At 69.0% G+C, this 14,673-nt stretch carries 16 protein-coding genes; 6 read left to right on the top strand and 10 right to left on the bottom strand.

Annotated features, from left to right (window positions below):
* Positions 1-8: 8 nt before the first annotated feature.
* The gene (locus AB0J62_RS29830) at positions 9-890 is read right to left on the bottom strand and encodes a MurR/RpiR family transcriptional regulator (protein WP_363877977.1); all 882 of its coding nucleotides are present in this window, start codon (positions 888-890) and stop codon (positions 9-11) included.
* Between the two features lie 69 nt (positions 891-959).
* Complete coding sequence (locus AB0J62_RS29835; protein WP_363877979.1) at positions 960-1,952, bottom strand: hypothetical protein; 993 nt, start codon at positions 1,950-1,952, stop codon at positions 960-962.
* Between the two features lie 100 nt (positions 1,953-2,052).
* On the opposite strand from AB0J62_RS29835, the gene AB0J62_RS29840 reads away from it, so the two are divergent.
* A complete protein-coding gene (locus AB0J62_RS29840; RefSeq protein WP_202872039.1) occupies positions 2,053-2,499 on the top strand; it encodes a MarR family transcriptional regulator in 447 nt (148 codons plus the stop codon).
* Here the strand turns inward: AB0J62_RS29840 and AB0J62_RS29845 are convergent.
* From AB0J62_RS29845 to AB0J62_RS29860, 4 genes are all read right to left on the bottom strand, one after another.
* A complete protein-coding gene (locus AB0J62_RS29845; RefSeq protein WP_363877982.1) occupies positions 2,496-3,437 on the bottom strand; it encodes a tetratricopeptide repeat protein in 942 nt (313 codons plus the stop codon). The two genes, AB0J62_RS29840 and AB0J62_RS29845, sit on opposite strands and share 4 nt — an antisense overlap.
* Positions 3,438-3,492: 55 nt before the next feature.
* The gene (locus AB0J62_RS29850; protein WP_363877984.1) at positions 3,493-5,373 is read right to left on the bottom strand and encodes an NAD-binding protein; all 1,881 of its coding nucleotides are present in this window, start codon (positions 5,371-5,373) and stop codon (positions 3,493-3,495) included.
* Complete coding sequence (locus tag AB0J62_RS29855; RefSeq protein ID WP_363877987.1) at positions 5,294-6,967, bottom strand: methylmalonyl-CoA mutase family protein; 1,674 nt, start codon at positions 6,965-6,967, stop codon at positions 5,294-5,296. The genes AB0J62_RS29850 and AB0J62_RS29855 overlap by 80 nt, the downstream gene beginning before the upstream one ends.
* Positions 6,968-7,058: 91 nt before the next feature.
* On the bottom strand, positions 7,059-7,559 hold the full coding sequence (locus AB0J62_RS29860; RefSeq protein ID WP_134111393.1) for a MarR family transcriptional regulator: 501 nt from the start codon (positions 7,557-7,559) through the stop codon (positions 7,059-7,061).
* A 32-nt stretch (positions 7,560-7,591) separates the two neighbouring features.
* On the opposite strand from AB0J62_RS29860, the gene AB0J62_RS29865 reads away from it, so the two are divergent.
* The 4 genes from AB0J62_RS29865 (at position 7,592) to AB0J62_RS29880 (ending at position 10,578) form a co-directional block, all read left to right on the top strand.
* Positions 7,592-8,038: a DUF4231 domain-containing protein gene (locus AB0J62_RS29865; RefSeq protein WP_134111392.1), complete on the top strand. Its 447-nt coding sequence runs from the start codon at positions 7,592-7,594 to the stop codon at positions 8,036-8,038.
* Between the two features lie 31 nt (positions 8,039-8,069).
* Complete coding sequence (locus AB0J62_RS29870; protein WP_363877990.1) at positions 8,070-8,792, top strand: maleylpyruvate isomerase family mycothiol-dependent enzyme; 723 nt, start codon at positions 8,070-8,072, stop codon at positions 8,790-8,792.
* 98 nt (positions 8,793-8,890) lie between these two features.
* Positions 8,891-9,238, top strand: coding sequence for a YciI family protein (locus AB0J62_RS29875; protein WP_363877992.1), 348 nt, complete (start codon positions 8,891-8,893; stop codon positions 9,236-9,238).
* The gene (locus tag AB0J62_RS29880; RefSeq protein ID WP_363877994.1) at positions 9,235-10,578 is read left to right on the top strand and encodes a sigma-70 family RNA polymerase sigma factor; all 1,344 of its coding nucleotides are present in this window, start codon (positions 9,235-9,237) and stop codon (positions 10,576-10,578) included. Before AB0J62_RS29875 ends, AB0J62_RS29880 begins: the two co-directional genes overlap by 4 nt.
* On the opposite strand, the gene AB0J62_RS29885 is transcribed toward AB0J62_RS29880, so the two are convergent.
* The 4 genes from AB0J62_RS29885 to AB0J62_RS29900 all read right to left on the bottom strand — a co-directional run bounded on the left by AB0J62_RS29885 (position 10,575) and on the right by AB0J62_RS29900 (position 14,065).
* Positions 10,575-11,300, bottom strand: coding sequence for a PH domain-containing protein (locus AB0J62_RS29885; RefSeq protein WP_363877996.1), 726 nt, complete (start codon positions 11,298-11,300; stop codon positions 10,575-10,577). The genes AB0J62_RS29880 and AB0J62_RS29885 overlap by 4 nt on opposite strands.
* Before the next feature lie 88 nt (positions 11,301-11,388).
* Positions 11,389-11,547 carry a hypothetical protein gene (locus tag AB0J62_RS29890; RefSeq protein ID WP_166679703.1) on the bottom strand — a complete coding sequence of 53 codons (159 nt, stop codon included), beginning with the start codon at positions 11,545-11,547 and terminating at the stop codon, positions 11,389-11,391.
* 295 nt (positions 11,548-11,842) lie between these two features.
* Positions 11,843-12,799, bottom strand: a complete 957-nt coding sequence (meaB, locus tag AB0J62_RS29895) for a methylmalonyl Co-A mutase-associated GTPase MeaB (protein ID WP_363877999.1) — start codon at positions 12,797-12,799, stop codon at positions 11,843-11,845.
* 51 nt (positions 12,800-12,850) lie between these two features.
* Complete coding sequence (locus AB0J62_RS29900; protein WP_363878001.1) at positions 12,851-14,065, bottom strand: acetyl-CoA C-acetyltransferase; 1,215 nt, start codon at positions 14,063-14,065, stop codon at positions 12,851-12,853.
* A gap of 126 nt (positions 14,066-14,191) precedes the next feature.
* Between AB0J62_RS29900 and mce the strand changes: the two genes are divergently transcribed.
* Positions 14,192-14,611: a methylmalonyl-CoA epimerase gene (mce, locus tag AB0J62_RS29905; protein ID WP_363878003.1), complete on the top strand. Its 420-nt coding sequence runs from the start codon at positions 14,192-14,194 to the stop codon at positions 14,609-14,611.
* The last annotated feature ends 62 nt before the right edge of the window (positions 14,612-14,673 follow it).

Consider the following 14,673-nt stretch of genomic DNA (forward strand, 5'->3'; position numbering starts at 1 on the left):
AAGACTTCTCAGGACCGTCGACGATGATCGGCGACGGCATCGGCGGTGGCGTCGAAGGCCTGTTCGGCCGACGGATAGTCGCGCTGGGCGACTCCCAGGTACAACGCGTCCAGCACGATCATCTGGGCATGCCGGCCGGACAGTCCCCCGGTCCGGAACGTGACATCGCGAGCCGCGGTGACCAGCACGATCTCGGCCGCCCGCGCCAGCGGCGAGCGCGGATAGTTGGTGATGGCAACAGTCGTGGCGCCTTGCCGCCCGGCCCTGGTCACGGGTTCGAGAACCTCGAGCGTCTCGCCACTGTGCGAGATCCCGATCGCGACATCACCGTTCCCGAGCAGTGCCGAGCTCGCCAGCGCAGTGTGTACGTCGCTCCACGTACTCGCGCCCCGCCCGATCCGGTGCAGCCGCAACCGCAGATCCTCGGCCACAGCCGCCGACCCCGCCACGGCGTACAGGTCGATCCGCCGCGCATCCGAGATCGCCCGCACGGCACGTCCGAGCGCGTCGATGTCCAGCGAAGCGACCGTGTCCTCGAGCGCCCGCGTGTCGGCGCGCAGCAGCGTCCGGAGTACGTCGTCCAGCGAGTCGTCCGGTCCGACCTCCGACCCGGTACCGCGTTCCCAGCTGAGACTGGTCCGACCACTCTCGGCCGCGAGTGTGAGCCGGAGCTCGGCATACCCGGACAGACCGAGCGCGAGGCAGAAGCGCGTGACGCTCGGCAGCGACGTACCGCAGCGGGCCGCCAATTGGCCGATCGTCGATCCCGCGACCGCCGCCGGATCCCGCAGTACCTCGGCGGCGATCCGGGCCTGCGCCGGACTCAACGCCGGCAGCAGGCCGTGGATCCGCGCCTCGAGACTCGGCGGCGGCGATGCGACAGCACTCATGTGAAGAATTCTCAGAGCACCTCAACGACAATTACAAGAATTCACACTGGCCGATTCCGGTCAGGGCCGTCAGTGCGCCGTCATCCGTCGGATAGTGAACTGGTCAGACCAGCCGCCCGCGATCAGGACATCGATCCGCCCGCTCAGCACATACGTCCCGAACGGCGTGATCGCGGCCGTCGTCGGACCTGGGACCGGCCACGGCTCGACCGACCGCACCTGGGCGGTGCGGTAGTTGTCGCGACTGCTCAGCACGGTCGCCCGCTCGACGCCGGCCGCACCGAGCTTGTTGGTGATCGCGATCAACCGACCATCACGCGTCAGCGCCAGGCCGTCTCCCCCGACCAGTGCACTGGTCAGACCAGTCGTACTGAGTTCACCGCGCAGCGAGATCCGGAACAGCGTGCCCACGTCGTACCGGACGACCAGCAGATAGCCGCCCGGGTGCCAGACGATGCCGTTGGCCCCGATCGTGTCGCTCCGCAACCGCTCGTCGCGGACGAGAACCGACGCCGCACCACCAGGCGTGATCCGGTAGATCGCGTCTCCCGCCGGGTCGGTGACATAGGCGTTGCCCATGGCATCGATCGCCAGGTCGTTCACGCCATGACGACCGCCGTCCGGATTGAGCCGCGGGGTGTTCAGATCAACCCGCCGCTCGAGCCGCCCGGTCCGCAGGTTGTAGATCGCGACACCGGACTGCTTGTAGAGCGTCGCATCCGACGTCCGCTCGCCGTTCCCGATATCGGCGTACGTGACGAGCACACGGTTGCGCACGGCATCGACATGCAGCCCGAACGTCGACACCCCGGGCGCGACACCGAACGGATGCGGTACGCCGTCCCGGCCGACGACCGAGATCCGCCCGGTCGCCAGCGACCCGATCAGGAACGCCTGCCGGGTCGGATCCCAGGCGATGCCCTCCGGGTACCGATCAGCCGTCCGGCCGTCGATCTGCACGGGAATCCCGTGCGAAGCAGCAGCCGTCACGGGAACCGCGGCCGGCGACGCCGTCAAGGCGAGCAACGTCACCACAGCAGCAGTCAACACACGAAACTTCATCAAGAACTCCTCCGCTGGATGTATACGAGCACAGACACTAATCAGAGTTCTGATGGTCGTCAATGCATATATCACCGACGCCGTTCGTAGGATGGTCCGCATGCGGATGTCCTTCGACGAACGGCTCGGCAGTCACTTCAAGCGGGTCGAGCAGGAGCTGCAGGCGGCGAAGTCAGCTGCAGTGAAACCGGCCGGGCTCACGGTTCCGCAGTACGCCGCTCTGTTCGTGCTGGACGAGCAGCCGGGCATCTCAGCCGCCGAGCTGGCCCGCCGCTGCGCTGTCACCCCGCAGACGATGACGACGATCCTGCGCAATCTGGAGGCCGGCGGGCTGATCGAGCGCACGCCGCACCCACTGCACAAGCACGTGATCGAGACCCGTCCGACGCACGCCGGGCGCAAGGCTCTCGATCAGGCGGACAAGCGCGCCACCGGCGTCGAGCGCCGACTGGCCGCGGCTTTCAGCGAGGAGGAAGCGGAGACGCTCCGCTCCCTCCTCGCCCGGGTCTCGGAGACCCTGACAACAGATCCGATCCTGAAGGGTTAGAACAGGGCGGACATCAGCCGACGGCGGGCCTTCATTACCCGGTCGTCGTCGGCGCCGACTACCTCGAACAGCTCCAGCAGGTGCAGCCGGACGGTGTTCCGCTCGTCGCCCGAGGTCGCCTGGACCGTGCTGATCAAGCGCGCGAAGGCGTCGTCGACGTGCCCGCCCATCAGATCGACGTCGGCGACCAGCATCTGCGCTTCGATGTCGGTCGGGTTCTCCGCCGCCCGCGTCCGTACGTCGGCGGGCACGTCCTGGGTCCGCTTCACGAGTTGCACCCGCGCCAGCCCGGACTTCGCCTCGGCGTCGGCCGGCGTCTCCTTCAGCAGCTCCTCGTACGCCGCGATCGCGCCGTCCAGGTCGCCCGCGGCGACAGCGTTCTCCGCCTTCTCGTACCGCGGGTTCGGCGGCGGCTCCTCGGCCGAGTCAGCGTCCGGACCAGCCGGTCCGACCGGCTCGGCGCGACCCGTGATGCCGTTCGCCACCGCCACGGTCAGCAGTTGGTCGAGGTACTGCCGGACCTCGGGCTCGCCCAGGACGCCCTGGAACAGCGGGACCGGCTGACCGCGCAGGATCGCGATCACGACGGGCACCGACTGGACGCCGAACGCCTGCGCCACCTGTGGGTTGGCATCGACGTCGATCCGGGCCAGCAGGAACTTCCCGGCGTACTCCGTCGACAGTTGGGCCAGCACCGCGCCGAGGGCGTTCGAGCCCTGCGAGCGGGGCGACCACAGCTCGACCACCACGGGCGCCTGCAGGGAGCGCTCGATCACGTCGGGCTGGAAGTTCGCCTCGGTAACGTTCAGCACATACGCGCCGGAGGCGGCACCAGCCGGAGCGCCGGGACCACCGGCAGCACCGGAGGCCGCACCGGCCGGCTTACGCAGGCCCGACAGGTCGATCGCCCCGGGACGGGAGAAGTTGGACTGGCTCACCACTGTCCTCGCATTCCGTGCGCACATACCCGATCTACGTTCACAGGTCCATCCTCTACGACGACGCCGGAGTGCGCTGCGCCCGGGTCGCCATCAACAACCGTGCCAGCCCGCTCCGGGTCCCTGCCACCGCCATCCGGTCCCCCGCCCGGAGTTCCCGCTCGACCGCCGGAACCCGCCCTGCTGCCCGGCTCTCGCGCTCGGACGCCGCCGTACGACCACCAGGCCGAGACTCGGGGCCCGACGTGGGACTCCAGTCCCAGGCTCCGCCCAGGTCCTGCCGCGCCAGCACCCGCAGTCCCCCGGCCTCGTCCAGCTCCCCCATCCGCTTCCCGACGGCGACCGACCCGGGCTCGACAGTGACCTCGGTGAGCAGCAGAACGCGACGACCGGCCGGGACCGTCACCTGACTACGCCGGTTTGCCACCGCAGCGGCCACGGCGGGCGCGACAAGCATCGACACCGATCGGCTGTTGCCCAGTCCTAGCCGGCGCTCGACCCGCTGCGCGAGGTCGTGATCGAACATCCGCATCGTGATCCCGGCCTCCGGGTTCAGATCCCGCGCCATGATCGCGCACTCCAGGTTGGTGATGTCCCCGTCGGTGATCGCCAGCACCGACTGGCACCGCTGGACGCCGGCCAACCGCAGCGTCTCCTCGTTGCTGCTGTCCCCGACCACCACAGGGATCTTCAGGCGATGCGCAGTCTGGATGCCGGGAGCATCATCGTCCTGGTCGACCCCTACCACCGCAACACCCCGCTCGGTGAGGATCTCGAGCACTCGCGACCCGACCGTCCCCAGGCCGCACACCACCACGTGATTGCGCGGCCGTCCGCGGACGCCGCCGATGAGCCGCGACAGCCGCGCCCCGATCAGCGAGTCGACCACGACCGCAGTCAACAGCGCCATCAGCACGATCCCCGTCAACTGCACCAGCACCGCACTGACCTTCACCCACGGCTGCGCATCGTTGAACTTGTCGTCGTCGATCCCCGCCGACGTCACCACACCGGCCGCGAGGTACAGCGCACGCCACCACTCGATCCCGCCGAAGTAGTGGATGACGCCCGTACCGGCCACGATCAGGAACGCCATCACCGCGGCGATCTTGCGCACCCGGCTGTCGAGGATGTCGCGCAGCGCCATGAACCAGCCGGCCGGGCGGACGTCGCGACTCCGCCAGAGCGTCCGCACGCCGGTGCCCAGCACGATGTCGCCGTCAGGGTCGGAACTCGACAACGGCAGCAGAGTCGGCGTCGCGGACGAGGTCGTGTCCGCGAGCACGGTCAGGTGCGGCTCCCGGATCAGGTCGGCCTGCCCGGCCACCAGCCGTCGGCCGCCGAGGTCGAGCCAGGTCAGCTCGTCGTCCTCCAGCGCGTCCGACACGAACGCGGGCGCGGCAAGCGACGGCCCGTTGATCACCACGCAGTCCCCGAGCAGCCGATTCATGTGCTTGCCCAGCCGCGGATTCACCATCTGTACGACGATCCGCAGCTCCGGATCCATGTCGCGCGCCGTCAGAGCCGTGTGCACGTTGTGGACGTCGTCGTTGTCCAGCAGCACCAGGGCGCGCGCCGTGGACGGCGCCCCGTCGTCGGCAGCGTCGACCCCGGCGCGCCGCAGCAGCGACTCGCTGATCACCCGGGCGCCCATCACGTTCGCGCCGAGCTCTTTGATCCGGTCGTAGTGACGCGAGTCCGGGTTCACGATCGCGGTGACCCGCTCGCCCGAGCTCACCAGTTCCGTTGTCACCCGCAACATCGTGCGGTCCGACCCGCAGACCACCACGCGACGCCCGTCGGCCGGCCCGATCGCGCTGGTCGCCGCGGCAGTCAGATCGGGCTGCGGCTGCTCCTCAGAAGCGGGCGGGCTCTCGGTACTCGCCCCATTGTTCCCGAAGAACGTGACAGATTTCCCCCATCGTGGCCTCCGCACGCACTGCCTCCAGCATGGGCTCGATCAGGTTGCCAGTGCCGCTGGCCGCCTCCACCAGAGCCGATAGCGTACGCCGTACCAGGTCCTCGTCACGGTTCGCCTTGCGTTCCGCGAGCACCCGGCACTGCTCGATCTCGACCTCGTGCGAGACGCGGAGAATCTCCAGGTCGCCGGATACCGTGTCGGTCAGCGTGTTGACGCCGACGATCTTCTTCTCGCCCTTCTCGAGCTTCTGCTGGTACTCGAAGGCGGCGTCGGCGATCTCGGCCATGAACCAGCCGTCCTCGATCCCGCGCAGGATGCCACCGGTCATCGTCTCGTCCGGGCTCATCTCCTTGATCCGGGCGAAGATCTGCTCGGCCTCGGCCTCGATGGCGTCGGTGAGCGCCTCGACGTACCAGGAACCGCCGAGCGGGTCGGCGACGTTCGTGACCCCGACCTCTTCCATCAGCACCGACTGCGTCCGCAGCGCGATCTCGGCGGACTCCGCGGTCGGCAGCGCGAGCGTCTCGTCGAGCGCGTTCGTGTGCAGCGAGTTCGTCCCGCCGAGCACCGCGGCCAGCGCCTCGACGGCCGTCCGCACGACGTTGTTGACCGGCTGCTGTGCGGTCAGGGACACGCCCGCGGTCTGGGTGTGGAAGCGCAGCGACTGGGCCTTGTCGGTCTTCGCGCCGTACACGTCGCGCAGCCAGCGGGCCCAGATCCGGCGGGCCGCACGGAACTTCGCGATCTCCTCGAAGAAGTCCAGGTGGCTGTCGAAGAAGAACGACAGGCCCGGCGCGAACACGTCGACGTCGAGTCCGCGGGACAACCCGAGCTCGACGTACCCGAAGCCGTCGGCGAGCGTGTACGCGAGCTCCTGCGCGGCCGTCGAGCCGGCCTCACGGATGTGGTACCCGGAGACACTGAGCGGCTTGTACGCCGGGATCGTGGTCGCGCAGTACTCCATCAGGTCGCCGATCAGACGCAGATGCGGCTCCGGCGGGAACAGCCATTCCTTCTGCGCGATGTACTCCTTGAAGATGTCGGTCTGCAAGGTGCCGTTGAGCTTGGTGATGTCCGCGCCCTGCCGCTCGGCCGAGACGAGGTACATGCAGAACGCCGGCACGGCCGGGCCGGAGATCGTCATCGACGTCGTGACGTCCTGCAGCGGGATGTCCTTGAACAGCCGGTCCATGTCGGCGGCCGAGTCGATCGCGACACCGCAGTGCCCGACCTCGCCGAGCGCCTTCGGGTCGTCGGAGTCGCGGCCCATCAGCGTCGGCATGTCGAACGCGACCGACAGGCCGCCCCCACCGCCGTTGAGGATCATCCGGTACCGCTCGTTGGTCTGCTCGGCGTTGCCGAAGCCGGCGAACTGACGGATCGTCCAAGTCCGGCCGCGGTACCCGGTCGGGTACAGCCCGCGGGTGAACGGGAACTCCCCCGGCCAGCCGATTCGCTCCATCCGCGGGTCGTCGACCCCCTCGGGCGGCCCGTAGACAGGCTCGACCTCGGTGCCGGAGAGCGTGGTGAAATCCGCCTCCCGCTTCCGCGCCGCGTCGTACCGCTGTTGCCACCGGCTCCGGCCGGCCGCAATCGAATCGGCATCCATCAGTCAGACCTCCTCGAGAACTGGTCCCCAAAATACTAGGACGTCCAACTATTTCCAACCGGGCGAGCCCTGCGAGTCAGGCAACTGCGGGTCAGAAATCGCCGGCGTTGTGGCGGAGGGGCTCGAGGACGGTCCAGAGCATCTTCAGCTGCTCGTCGGTGAGCCCGGAGAGGGCGAAGTCGGCGGCCACCAGGTCGGCGGTGGCGCGCTCGACCAGCTCACGGCCTTCCGGGGTGATCTCGCACAGGATCGCGCGGCCGTCGTCGGGATGCGGCGTGCGCGTCACCAGCCCGGCCGCCTCGAGCCGGCGGACGATCGAGGTGACCGAGGTCGGATGCACCTGCAGCCGCTCGCCCATCTTGCCGAGCGGCAGCGAACCGCGCCGCGAGAACGTCAGCAGCACCAGCGCCTCGAACCGCGCGAAGGTCAGGCCGTGCTTGCGGAGGATGTCGTCGAGTTCGTTGATCACGATCTGCTGCGCGCGCATCAGCGACGTGACGGCACGCATTTGCTCGACCGCGCCCCACCGCCGTCCCCACTGCCGCGACGCCTCGTCGATCGGGTCGAACGGCAACGCCCTCTTCCTCGCCATGGGCCGAAGATTAGCCCGACACTAGGCAGACCATGTCGAAACTCAGAGATTCGGACTTCCCCGCTCTCGGGACCGAGACCCCCGCCGAACAACTGATCAGCCTGCGGTTCCAGTGGTACAACCGGCAGGCCAACTGGGCCCGGATGGCCTACCGCGGCCTCGGGACCGTGCAGCTCGTCGCCGCCCTGCTGATCGCGATCTCGGTCGCGTTCGACGTACCGAAGTGGTTCGCGGCCGCGCTCGGTGGCGTGATCGCGCTGGCCGAAGGGATCCGGACGCTGTTCGGGTTCAAGGACTCCTACCCGACCTATCGCCGTACCGCCGAGGACCTGCGGAACGAGGCGTGGCTGTACGTCCAGCGCGCCGGGCAGTACGCGACCGCCGAGGACGCCGGCAAGTTGCTGACCCAGCGAGTGGTCGAGATCAGCCATTCGGAGACTTCCGACTGGGAGGAAGCGCTCAAGGCGCGGAGCGTATGAAACTGTCCGCGGGATCTGGGAAGGTGCGGGCATGAGATTTCTCGAGCAGGTGCGGGCCGAGAGCGCGCGGCTGGGTGAGGTGGCGCGGATGGGGCTCCAGGCGCCGGTGCCCAGCTGTCCGGGATGGACCGTCGACGACCTGGTCCGCCATGTGGCGATGGTCTACGCGCACAAGGTCGAGGTGCTGAAGCTCGGCGCCCGCCCCGACCCGTGGCCGCCGGACTTCTCCGCCCGCGAGACCCTCGAGTGGTACGACGAGGCGCGCGCGGCACTCGTCAGTGCGTTGGAGGCAGCCGGGACCGAGACGCAGACGTGGACGTTCAACCCGCGCGACACGACCTCCGCGTTCTGGCACCGGCGGATGGCCCACGAGAGCGCCGTGCACCGGATCGACGTCGAGCAGGCCCACGACGTCGTCACGCCGATCGACCCCGACCTGGCGCTCGACGGCATCGACGAAGTGCTGTACCCGAACCTCGGCGGACCGTGGTGGGAGGAGGGCGACACGGAGTACCCCATCGACGCGACGCTCCGCATCACCGCGGCCGGCCGGTCCTGGACGATCACCGCCGACGCGACCAGCATCGACATACAGCAGGATGCCGAAGGCGAACCCGCGGCGGAGATCTTCGGCGATCCGACCCCGATCTATCTGTGGCTATGGGGCCGGGTCGGCGAGGACGCCATCCAGACCGTCGGCGACCCGAACGTCATCCGGGCCTTCCGCGGCAGGATCTCAGAAGCAACGCAGTAGCAACGCGGGAGCAACGCAGTAGCGATGTCCTCTGCGGGTCCGGCTGTTCGTTCCTTTCCCGAGAGACCACAGTGGTCTCAGCGAGAAGGAGGACTCCGATGGCGCAGTACCTTGCACTGACCTACACCGCCGACGTGGACTGGTGGGCGCCAGAGCAGGCGGAGGAGCTGGCCAAGTACCGGAAGTTCGGCGTCGAGTACGCCGAGCAGGTCAAGGCAAGCGCCGTGCTGCATCCGACCGCGACGGCGACCGTCGTCCGGGTCGACGGCGCGCGCGGAGGCCCGGTGATCACCACCGACGGCCCGTACGCCGAGACCAAGGAAGCGCTGACCGGTTACTACCTGATCGAGGCCGACGACCTCGAAGCGGCGGTCAAGATCGCCGCCGAGATCCCGGCAGCCTGGGGCGGCGCGGTCGAGGTACGCCCGGTGATCGTTGCCAGATGAGTCAGCGGGCCAACTTGAACGAGCGGTATGGCGCTGTTGCCGACACGATCCGGATCGAGGGGACGCGGATCCTCGCCACCCTGATCCGGACGGTCGGCGACGTACAGCTCGCCGAGGACGCCGTCCAGGAGGCCGCGCTGGCGGCTCTCGGCGCGTGGCCGGTGACCGGCGTACCGCCTGAGCCGCGCGCCTGGCTGACCGTGACCGCGCGACGCAAGGCGATCGACATCATCCGGCGCGAACGCGCCCGCGCCGGCAAGGAACGGGCCGGGGCCGAGCTGCAGGATCTCACTCGCCGCGACCTCGACGGATCGCTCGAGGCCCTCGCTCCGGACGGCGCGCTCGACCCCGACGACGTCGTGCAGGACGATCTCCTGCGGCTCATCTTCACCTGCTGCCATCCGTCGCTGTCACCGCCGACCCGGGTCGCGCTCGCCCTGCGTACGCTCTGCGGGCTGTCTCCCGCGCAGATCGCCGACGTGCTGCTCACCACGGAGGTCGCGACGACCAAGCGTCTCGTCCGCGCGCGCCAGAAGATCGCCGCCGCCCGCATCCCGTACCGCGTGCCGCCCGAGCACGAGCTGCCCGAGCGGCTGCCGGCGGTCTGTGCGGTGATCCACAGCCTCTACACCGCGGGCCACGCTCCCTCTGAGGGCGAGGCGGCGTACGACGTCGACGTCTGCGCAGAGGCGATCCGCCTGGCCGAGCTGCTGCACACGCTGCTGCCCGACCAGCCGACGCCGACTGCGGTGTTGTCGCTGCTCCTCCTGACTGAGGCCCGCCGACCGGCCCGCGTCGATGACGCCGGCGACGTGGTGACCCTCGACCTGCAGGATCGCTCGCGCTGGGACCAGAGCCTGATCACCCGCGGCGTCGCGCTCCTCAACGAGTCGCTGGAGCGCTCGGACCGGCAGGCGGACGCGTACCAGCTCCAGGCCGCGATCGCGGCCGAGCACGACCGCGTCCCGAGCTACACGGCCACCGACTGGCGCGAGATCGTCCGCCTGTACGACCTACTCCTCGAGGTCTCCCCCAGCCCGGCCGCCGAGCTGGCCCGCGTCGTCGCCATCGCCGAAACCGGCGAGGTCGACGCCGCACTCAAACTTCTCGACGGCATCTCGCAAGGTTCACGCTGGCACGCGATCCGCGGCGAACTACTCGCACGCCAAAGCCGCTACGGCGAAGCCGTCAAAGAGCTGGACGAAGCACTCGCCACCGCCCCGGCCACCCACCCCGAGCGAGCCCACCGGGCACGCCGCAGGGACCGCTTCCAGCAACTCGCCGCCGAGCATCCCGCTCCCGCACAGTCCGCCAGGGAGCCGCACGCTGCCGGCGACTAATCCTCGTCGCTCCAGTTGCCGCGTTCGCTGTTGAAGATCGACTTGGCGCCGCTGGACGGCGGAGCGGGGCGTGCCTCCGGAGTGGTCTTGGTGGTCGCCGTGACCGGGGCATAAGCGCCGCCGACCTCTTGCGCGGAGTCCATCCCGATCGGGCCGGTGCCGTCGTCGTCGGAGTCCTCGTCGCCCTGCAGTACGTCGACACTTGCCGACGCGCGCAGTCCGGTGCGCTGGATGACGCGCTGGATGGTCAGGTCGCGGTCATCGGGCCGGCTGACCCATTTGATCTCACGGAAGCCCTGGTCCTGCGCGGCCGACTCGAAGACGAAGTGGCCGTAGCCGAGCATCCGGCCGATGATCGGCTTCTGCAGGGTGATGTCGAGGACCCTGGCGATCGGGGTGGTCGCGACGGTCTGGGAGAAGACGCCGCGGATCCGCATGACCCGCATGTTGGTGACCACGAAACGGTCCCGGTGGTGGGTGAGGAACTGCCAGAAGGCATGAGCCAGCAACACCAGCACGATCGCCAGCAGCACCGGCTGCACACCGATCGCGGTGGTGGCCATCGTCAGCAGCAGGGCGGCCGCCAGCGCGACCTCGAGCATCGGCACCGAATACACCACCCAGTGCTGCCGAACCTCGTCGATGACGACCTCGCCCTCGTCCGAGATCAGATGGCGCCGGACCTTCGGATCGAAGATCCGGAACACGCCTATTCCGGCCATCCACTCACTCCCCTGGCGCGCTGTTGTGTGACCCCGTACAGCCAAGTGTCCCGCACGATCGCTCGCAACGGGACACTAGGACGGCAGATCAGCTGAACAGCGCGGTCAGGAAGGTGATGACGCTCTGGAACGCGTCACCGACGGCCGAGAACGCGCCTCCCACCGCGTCGGCGGCGTTCGCCGGCTGAGTGAAGAGATAGAAGCCGGCAAAGGCGATGAGCGACCAGATCAACAGCTTCTTCGGCATGTCGCCACTCCTTGTTCCTAACCGCTCGGTCGACTGTGTTGGAATTTGTATCACGGACCGTCACCAATTGTCACTGACTGAACACAGCCCACCGCACATGCTCACCAGCTACAAGTTCTATTCTGTAACGGATTCGGGGGCAAGGTGGCTACCGGCGCGCCGCCCTGAGACGCCCACCGGCCCCGGCAGCGGAAATCCTGCGGCATTTGCCCGAATTCGGCACAACCTCCGATGAACGGAAAGCAAAGACACATTGTGACACTGTGTGGTCGACTGTTCCACAGCGAGACCGACGTCACAATGCCGCGATCAACTCGTCCGCCGCAGAATACGGGTCGGTGCCGCCGTCCGCGACCTTGGCCGCCAGGACGTCGAGCCGCGCGTCGCCGTGCAGGTGCGCGAACCGGGCCCGCAGCGCCGTCGTCGCGATCGCCTCGATCTCGTCCCGGGCCCGGGACCGCCGGCGCTCGGTGAGGACGCCGTTCCCGCGCATCCAGACCAGCCGGTCCTCGATCGCCTGCACCACCTCGGCGACGCCTTCATTGCGGGAGGCAACCGTCTTGAGGATCGGCGGCGTCCAGGCGCCCTCGGCCCGCTCGGCCAGCGCCAGCATCGAGCGCAGGTCGCGGGTGACCGACTGGACGCCGTCGCGGTCCGCCTTGTTCACCACGTAGATGTCGCCGACCTCGAGGATCCCGGCCTTGGCCGCCTGGATGCCGTCGCCCATCCCGGGCGCCAGCAGGACCAGCGTCGTGTCCGCCATACCGGCGATCTCGACCTCGGACTGCCCGACCCCGACCGTCTCCACCAGCACCACGTCGAACCCGGCCGCGTCCAGCACCCGCAGCGCCTGCGGCGTCGACCACGACAGCCCGCCGAGATGCCCGCGCGAAGCCATCGACCGGATGAACACGCCACGGTCGGTCGCGTGATCCTGCATCCGCACCCGGTCCCCCAGCAGCGCACCACCGGAGAACGGCGACGACGGGTCCACCGCGAGCACGCCGACGCGCTTGCCTGTCTCGCGGTACGCCGAAACCAGCGCCGACGTCGACGTGGACTTGCCGACGCCCGGCGAGCCGGTGATGCCGACGATGTGCGCGTGCCCGGCATGCGGCGCCAGCGCGGCCATCACCTCGCGCAGCAGCGGGGACTCGTCCTCGACCAGCGAGATCAGCCGGGCGACCGCCCGCGAGTCCTCCTCGCGGGCGCGCTCGACCAGCTCACCGACCGGCGGCGTACGTCGTGGCATCAGGTGTGTGTCAGCTCTGTGTTGGCTCTGTTGGCTGTGTTGGCTCTGGGGTCAGCTCTGGGCCGGCCGCTGCGGGACCCGGACGATCAGCGCGTCGCCCTGACCGCCGCCACCGCACAGCGCGGCCGCGCCGACGCCACCGCCGCGGCGGATCAGCTCGAGCGCCAGGTGCAGGACGAGCCGGGCGCCGGACATCCCGATCGGGTGGCCGAGCGCGATCGCGCCGCCGTTCACGTTGACCTTGTCCTCACTGACGTTGAGCTCGCGCGCGGATGCGATGCCAACCGCGGCGAACGCCTCGTTGATCTCGATCAGGTCGAGATCCGCGGGCTCGATGCCCTCCTTCTTGCAGGCCTTGGCGATCGCGTTGGCCGGCTGGCTCTGCAACGTCGAGTCCGGTCCGGCGACCGAGCCGTGCGCACCGATCTCGGCGATCCAGCTGAGCCCGAGCTCCTCGGCCTTCGCCTTGCTCATCACGACGACAGCGCAGCCGCCGTCGGAGATCTGCGACGCCGAGCCGGCCGTGATCGTGCCGTCCTTGCCGAACGCGGGCCGGAGCTTGGCCAGCACCTCGACGGAGGTGTCTCCACGGACGCCTTCGTCGGCGTCGACCACCAGCGGGTCACCCTTGCGCTGCGGCACCTCGACCGGCACGACCTCGTCGGCGAACACGCCGTTCTTCCAGGCCTCCGCGGCGCGCTGGTGCGAGCGAGCGCTGAACGCGTCCTGCTCCTCGCGGCTCAGCTTCTCGTCCGCGTTGTTCTTCTGGTCGGTCAGCGCGCCCATGGCCTGATCGGTGAAGGCGTCCCACAGTCCGTCGTACGCCATCGAGTCCACCAGCGGGACGTCGCCGTACTTGAAACCCTCGCGGGACTTCGGCAGCAGGTGCGGCGCGTTCGTCATCGACTCCATGCCGCCGGCGACGACGATCTCGTACTCGCCGGCGCGGATCAGCTGGTCGGCGAGCGCGATCGCGTTCAGCCCGGACAGGCAGACCTTGTTGATCGTGATGGCCGGAACGTCCATCGGAATGCCGCCCTTGACCGCGGCCTGGCGGGCGGTGATCTGGCCGCCGCCGGCCTGCAGCACCTGGCCCATGATCACGTACTCGACCTGGTCCGGCGCGACGCCGGCCTTGTCCAGCGCGCCCTTGATCGCGAGGCCGCCGAGCTCGGCGCCGGTGAAGCCTTTGAGTCCGCCCAGCAGCCGCCCGATCGGGGTCCGCGCGCCGGCGACGATAACGGTGGTGTTCCGCGTGTCAGACATATCGTCACGATACCTGCGGCGGCACTGGTACGCCGCTGGTCGGACGCGTCAGACGGGTCACACGGATCGTGTCGACTGGACCACTTTCGATGGCCTCCGCACGTGGATTTGCGCCACGCTGGCGGGATGGATCAGCTGTTCGACGCGATCGACCATGTCGGCATCGCGGTCGCCGACTTCGACGAGGCCGTCCGGTACTACGCGGACATGTTCGGCATGACGGTCGCCCACGAGGAGATCAACGAGGAGCAGGGCGTCCGCGAGGCGATGCTCGCGGTCGGCGACTCGGGTTCGTCGATCCAGTTGCTGGCCCCGCTGTCGGACGCGTCCCCGATCGCGAAGTTCCTCGACCAGCGCGGTCCCGGCATCCAGCAGCTCGCCTACCGGGTCAGCGACCTCGACGCGGTCTCCGAAGTACTGCGCGAACGCGGCGCCCGCCTGCTGTACGACGAACCCCGGCGCGGCACGGCCGGATCGCGAGTGAATTTTGTTCACCCGAAGTCGGCCGGCGGCGTGCTGGTCGAACTCGTTGAGCCACCGGCGTAGAACAGTCGGTGACGGCGCGCGCTGAGACCCTCGCCGGTCCGGTCGGCGGACTACTCTGTTCA

The sequence above is a fragment of the Kribbella sp. NPDC049584 genome (genome assembly GCF_040675555.1).
GTDB lineage: Bacteria > Actinomycetota > Actinomycetes > Propionibacteriales > Kribbellaceae > Kribbella.

Bases quoted from the DNA above. Each gene is read 5' to 3' on its own strand.
- mce (WP_363878003.1), top strand. From the start codon at position 14,192: ATGGATCAGCTGTTCGACGCGATCGACCATGTCGGCATCGCGGTCGCC.
- AB0J62_RS29885 (WP_363877996.1), bottom strand. From the start codon at position 11,300: ATGGCCGGAATAGGCGTGTTCCGGATCTTCGATCCGAAGGTCCGGCGC.
- AB0J62_RS29865 (WP_134111392.1), top strand. From the start codon at position 7,592: ATGTCGAAACTCAGAGATTCGGACTTCCCCGCTCTCGGGACCGAGACC.
- AB0J62_RS29830 (WP_363877977.1), bottom strand. From the start codon at position 890: ATGAGTGCTGTCGCATCGCCGCCGCCGAGTCTCGAGGCGCGGATCCAC.
- AB0J62_RS29900 (WP_363878001.1), bottom strand. From the start codon at position 14,065: ATGTCTGACACGCGGAACACCACCGTTATCGTCGCCGGCGCGCGGACC.
- AB0J62_RS29880 (WP_363877994.1), top strand. From the start codon at position 9,235: ATGAGTCAGCGGGCCAACTTGAACGAGCGGTATGGCGCTGTTGCCGAC.
- AB0J62_RS29840 (WP_202872039.1), top strand. From the start codon at position 2,053: ATGCGGATGTCCTTCGACGAACGGCTCGGCAGTCACTTCAAGCGGGTC.
- meaB (WP_363877999.1), bottom strand. From the start codon at position 12,799: ATGCCACGACGTACGCCGCCGGTCGGTGAGCTGGTCGAGCGCGCCCGC.
- AB0J62_RS29860 (WP_134111393.1), bottom strand. From the start codon at position 7,559: ATGGCGAGGAAGAGGGCGTTGCCGTTCGACCCGATCGACGAGGCGTCG.
- AB0J62_RS29870 (WP_363877990.1), top strand. From the start codon at position 8,070: ATGAGATTTCTCGAGCAGGTGCGGGCCGAGAGCGCGCGGCTGGGTGAG.
- AB0J62_RS29835 (WP_363877979.1), bottom strand. From the start codon at position 1,952: ATGAAGTTTCGTGTGTTGACTGCTGCTGTGGTGACGTTGCTCGCCTTG.
- AB0J62_RS29890 (WP_166679703.1), bottom strand. From the start codon at position 11,547: ATGCCGAAGAAGCTGTTGATCTGGTCGCTCATCGCCTTTGCCGGCTTC.
- AB0J62_RS29855 (WP_363877987.1), bottom strand. From the start codon at position 6,967: ATGGATGCCGATTCGATTGCGGCCGGCCGGAGCCGGTGGCAACAGCGG.
- AB0J62_RS29875 (WP_363877992.1), top strand. From the start codon at position 8,891: ATGGCGCAGTACCTTGCACTGACCTACACCGCCGACGTGGACTGGTGG.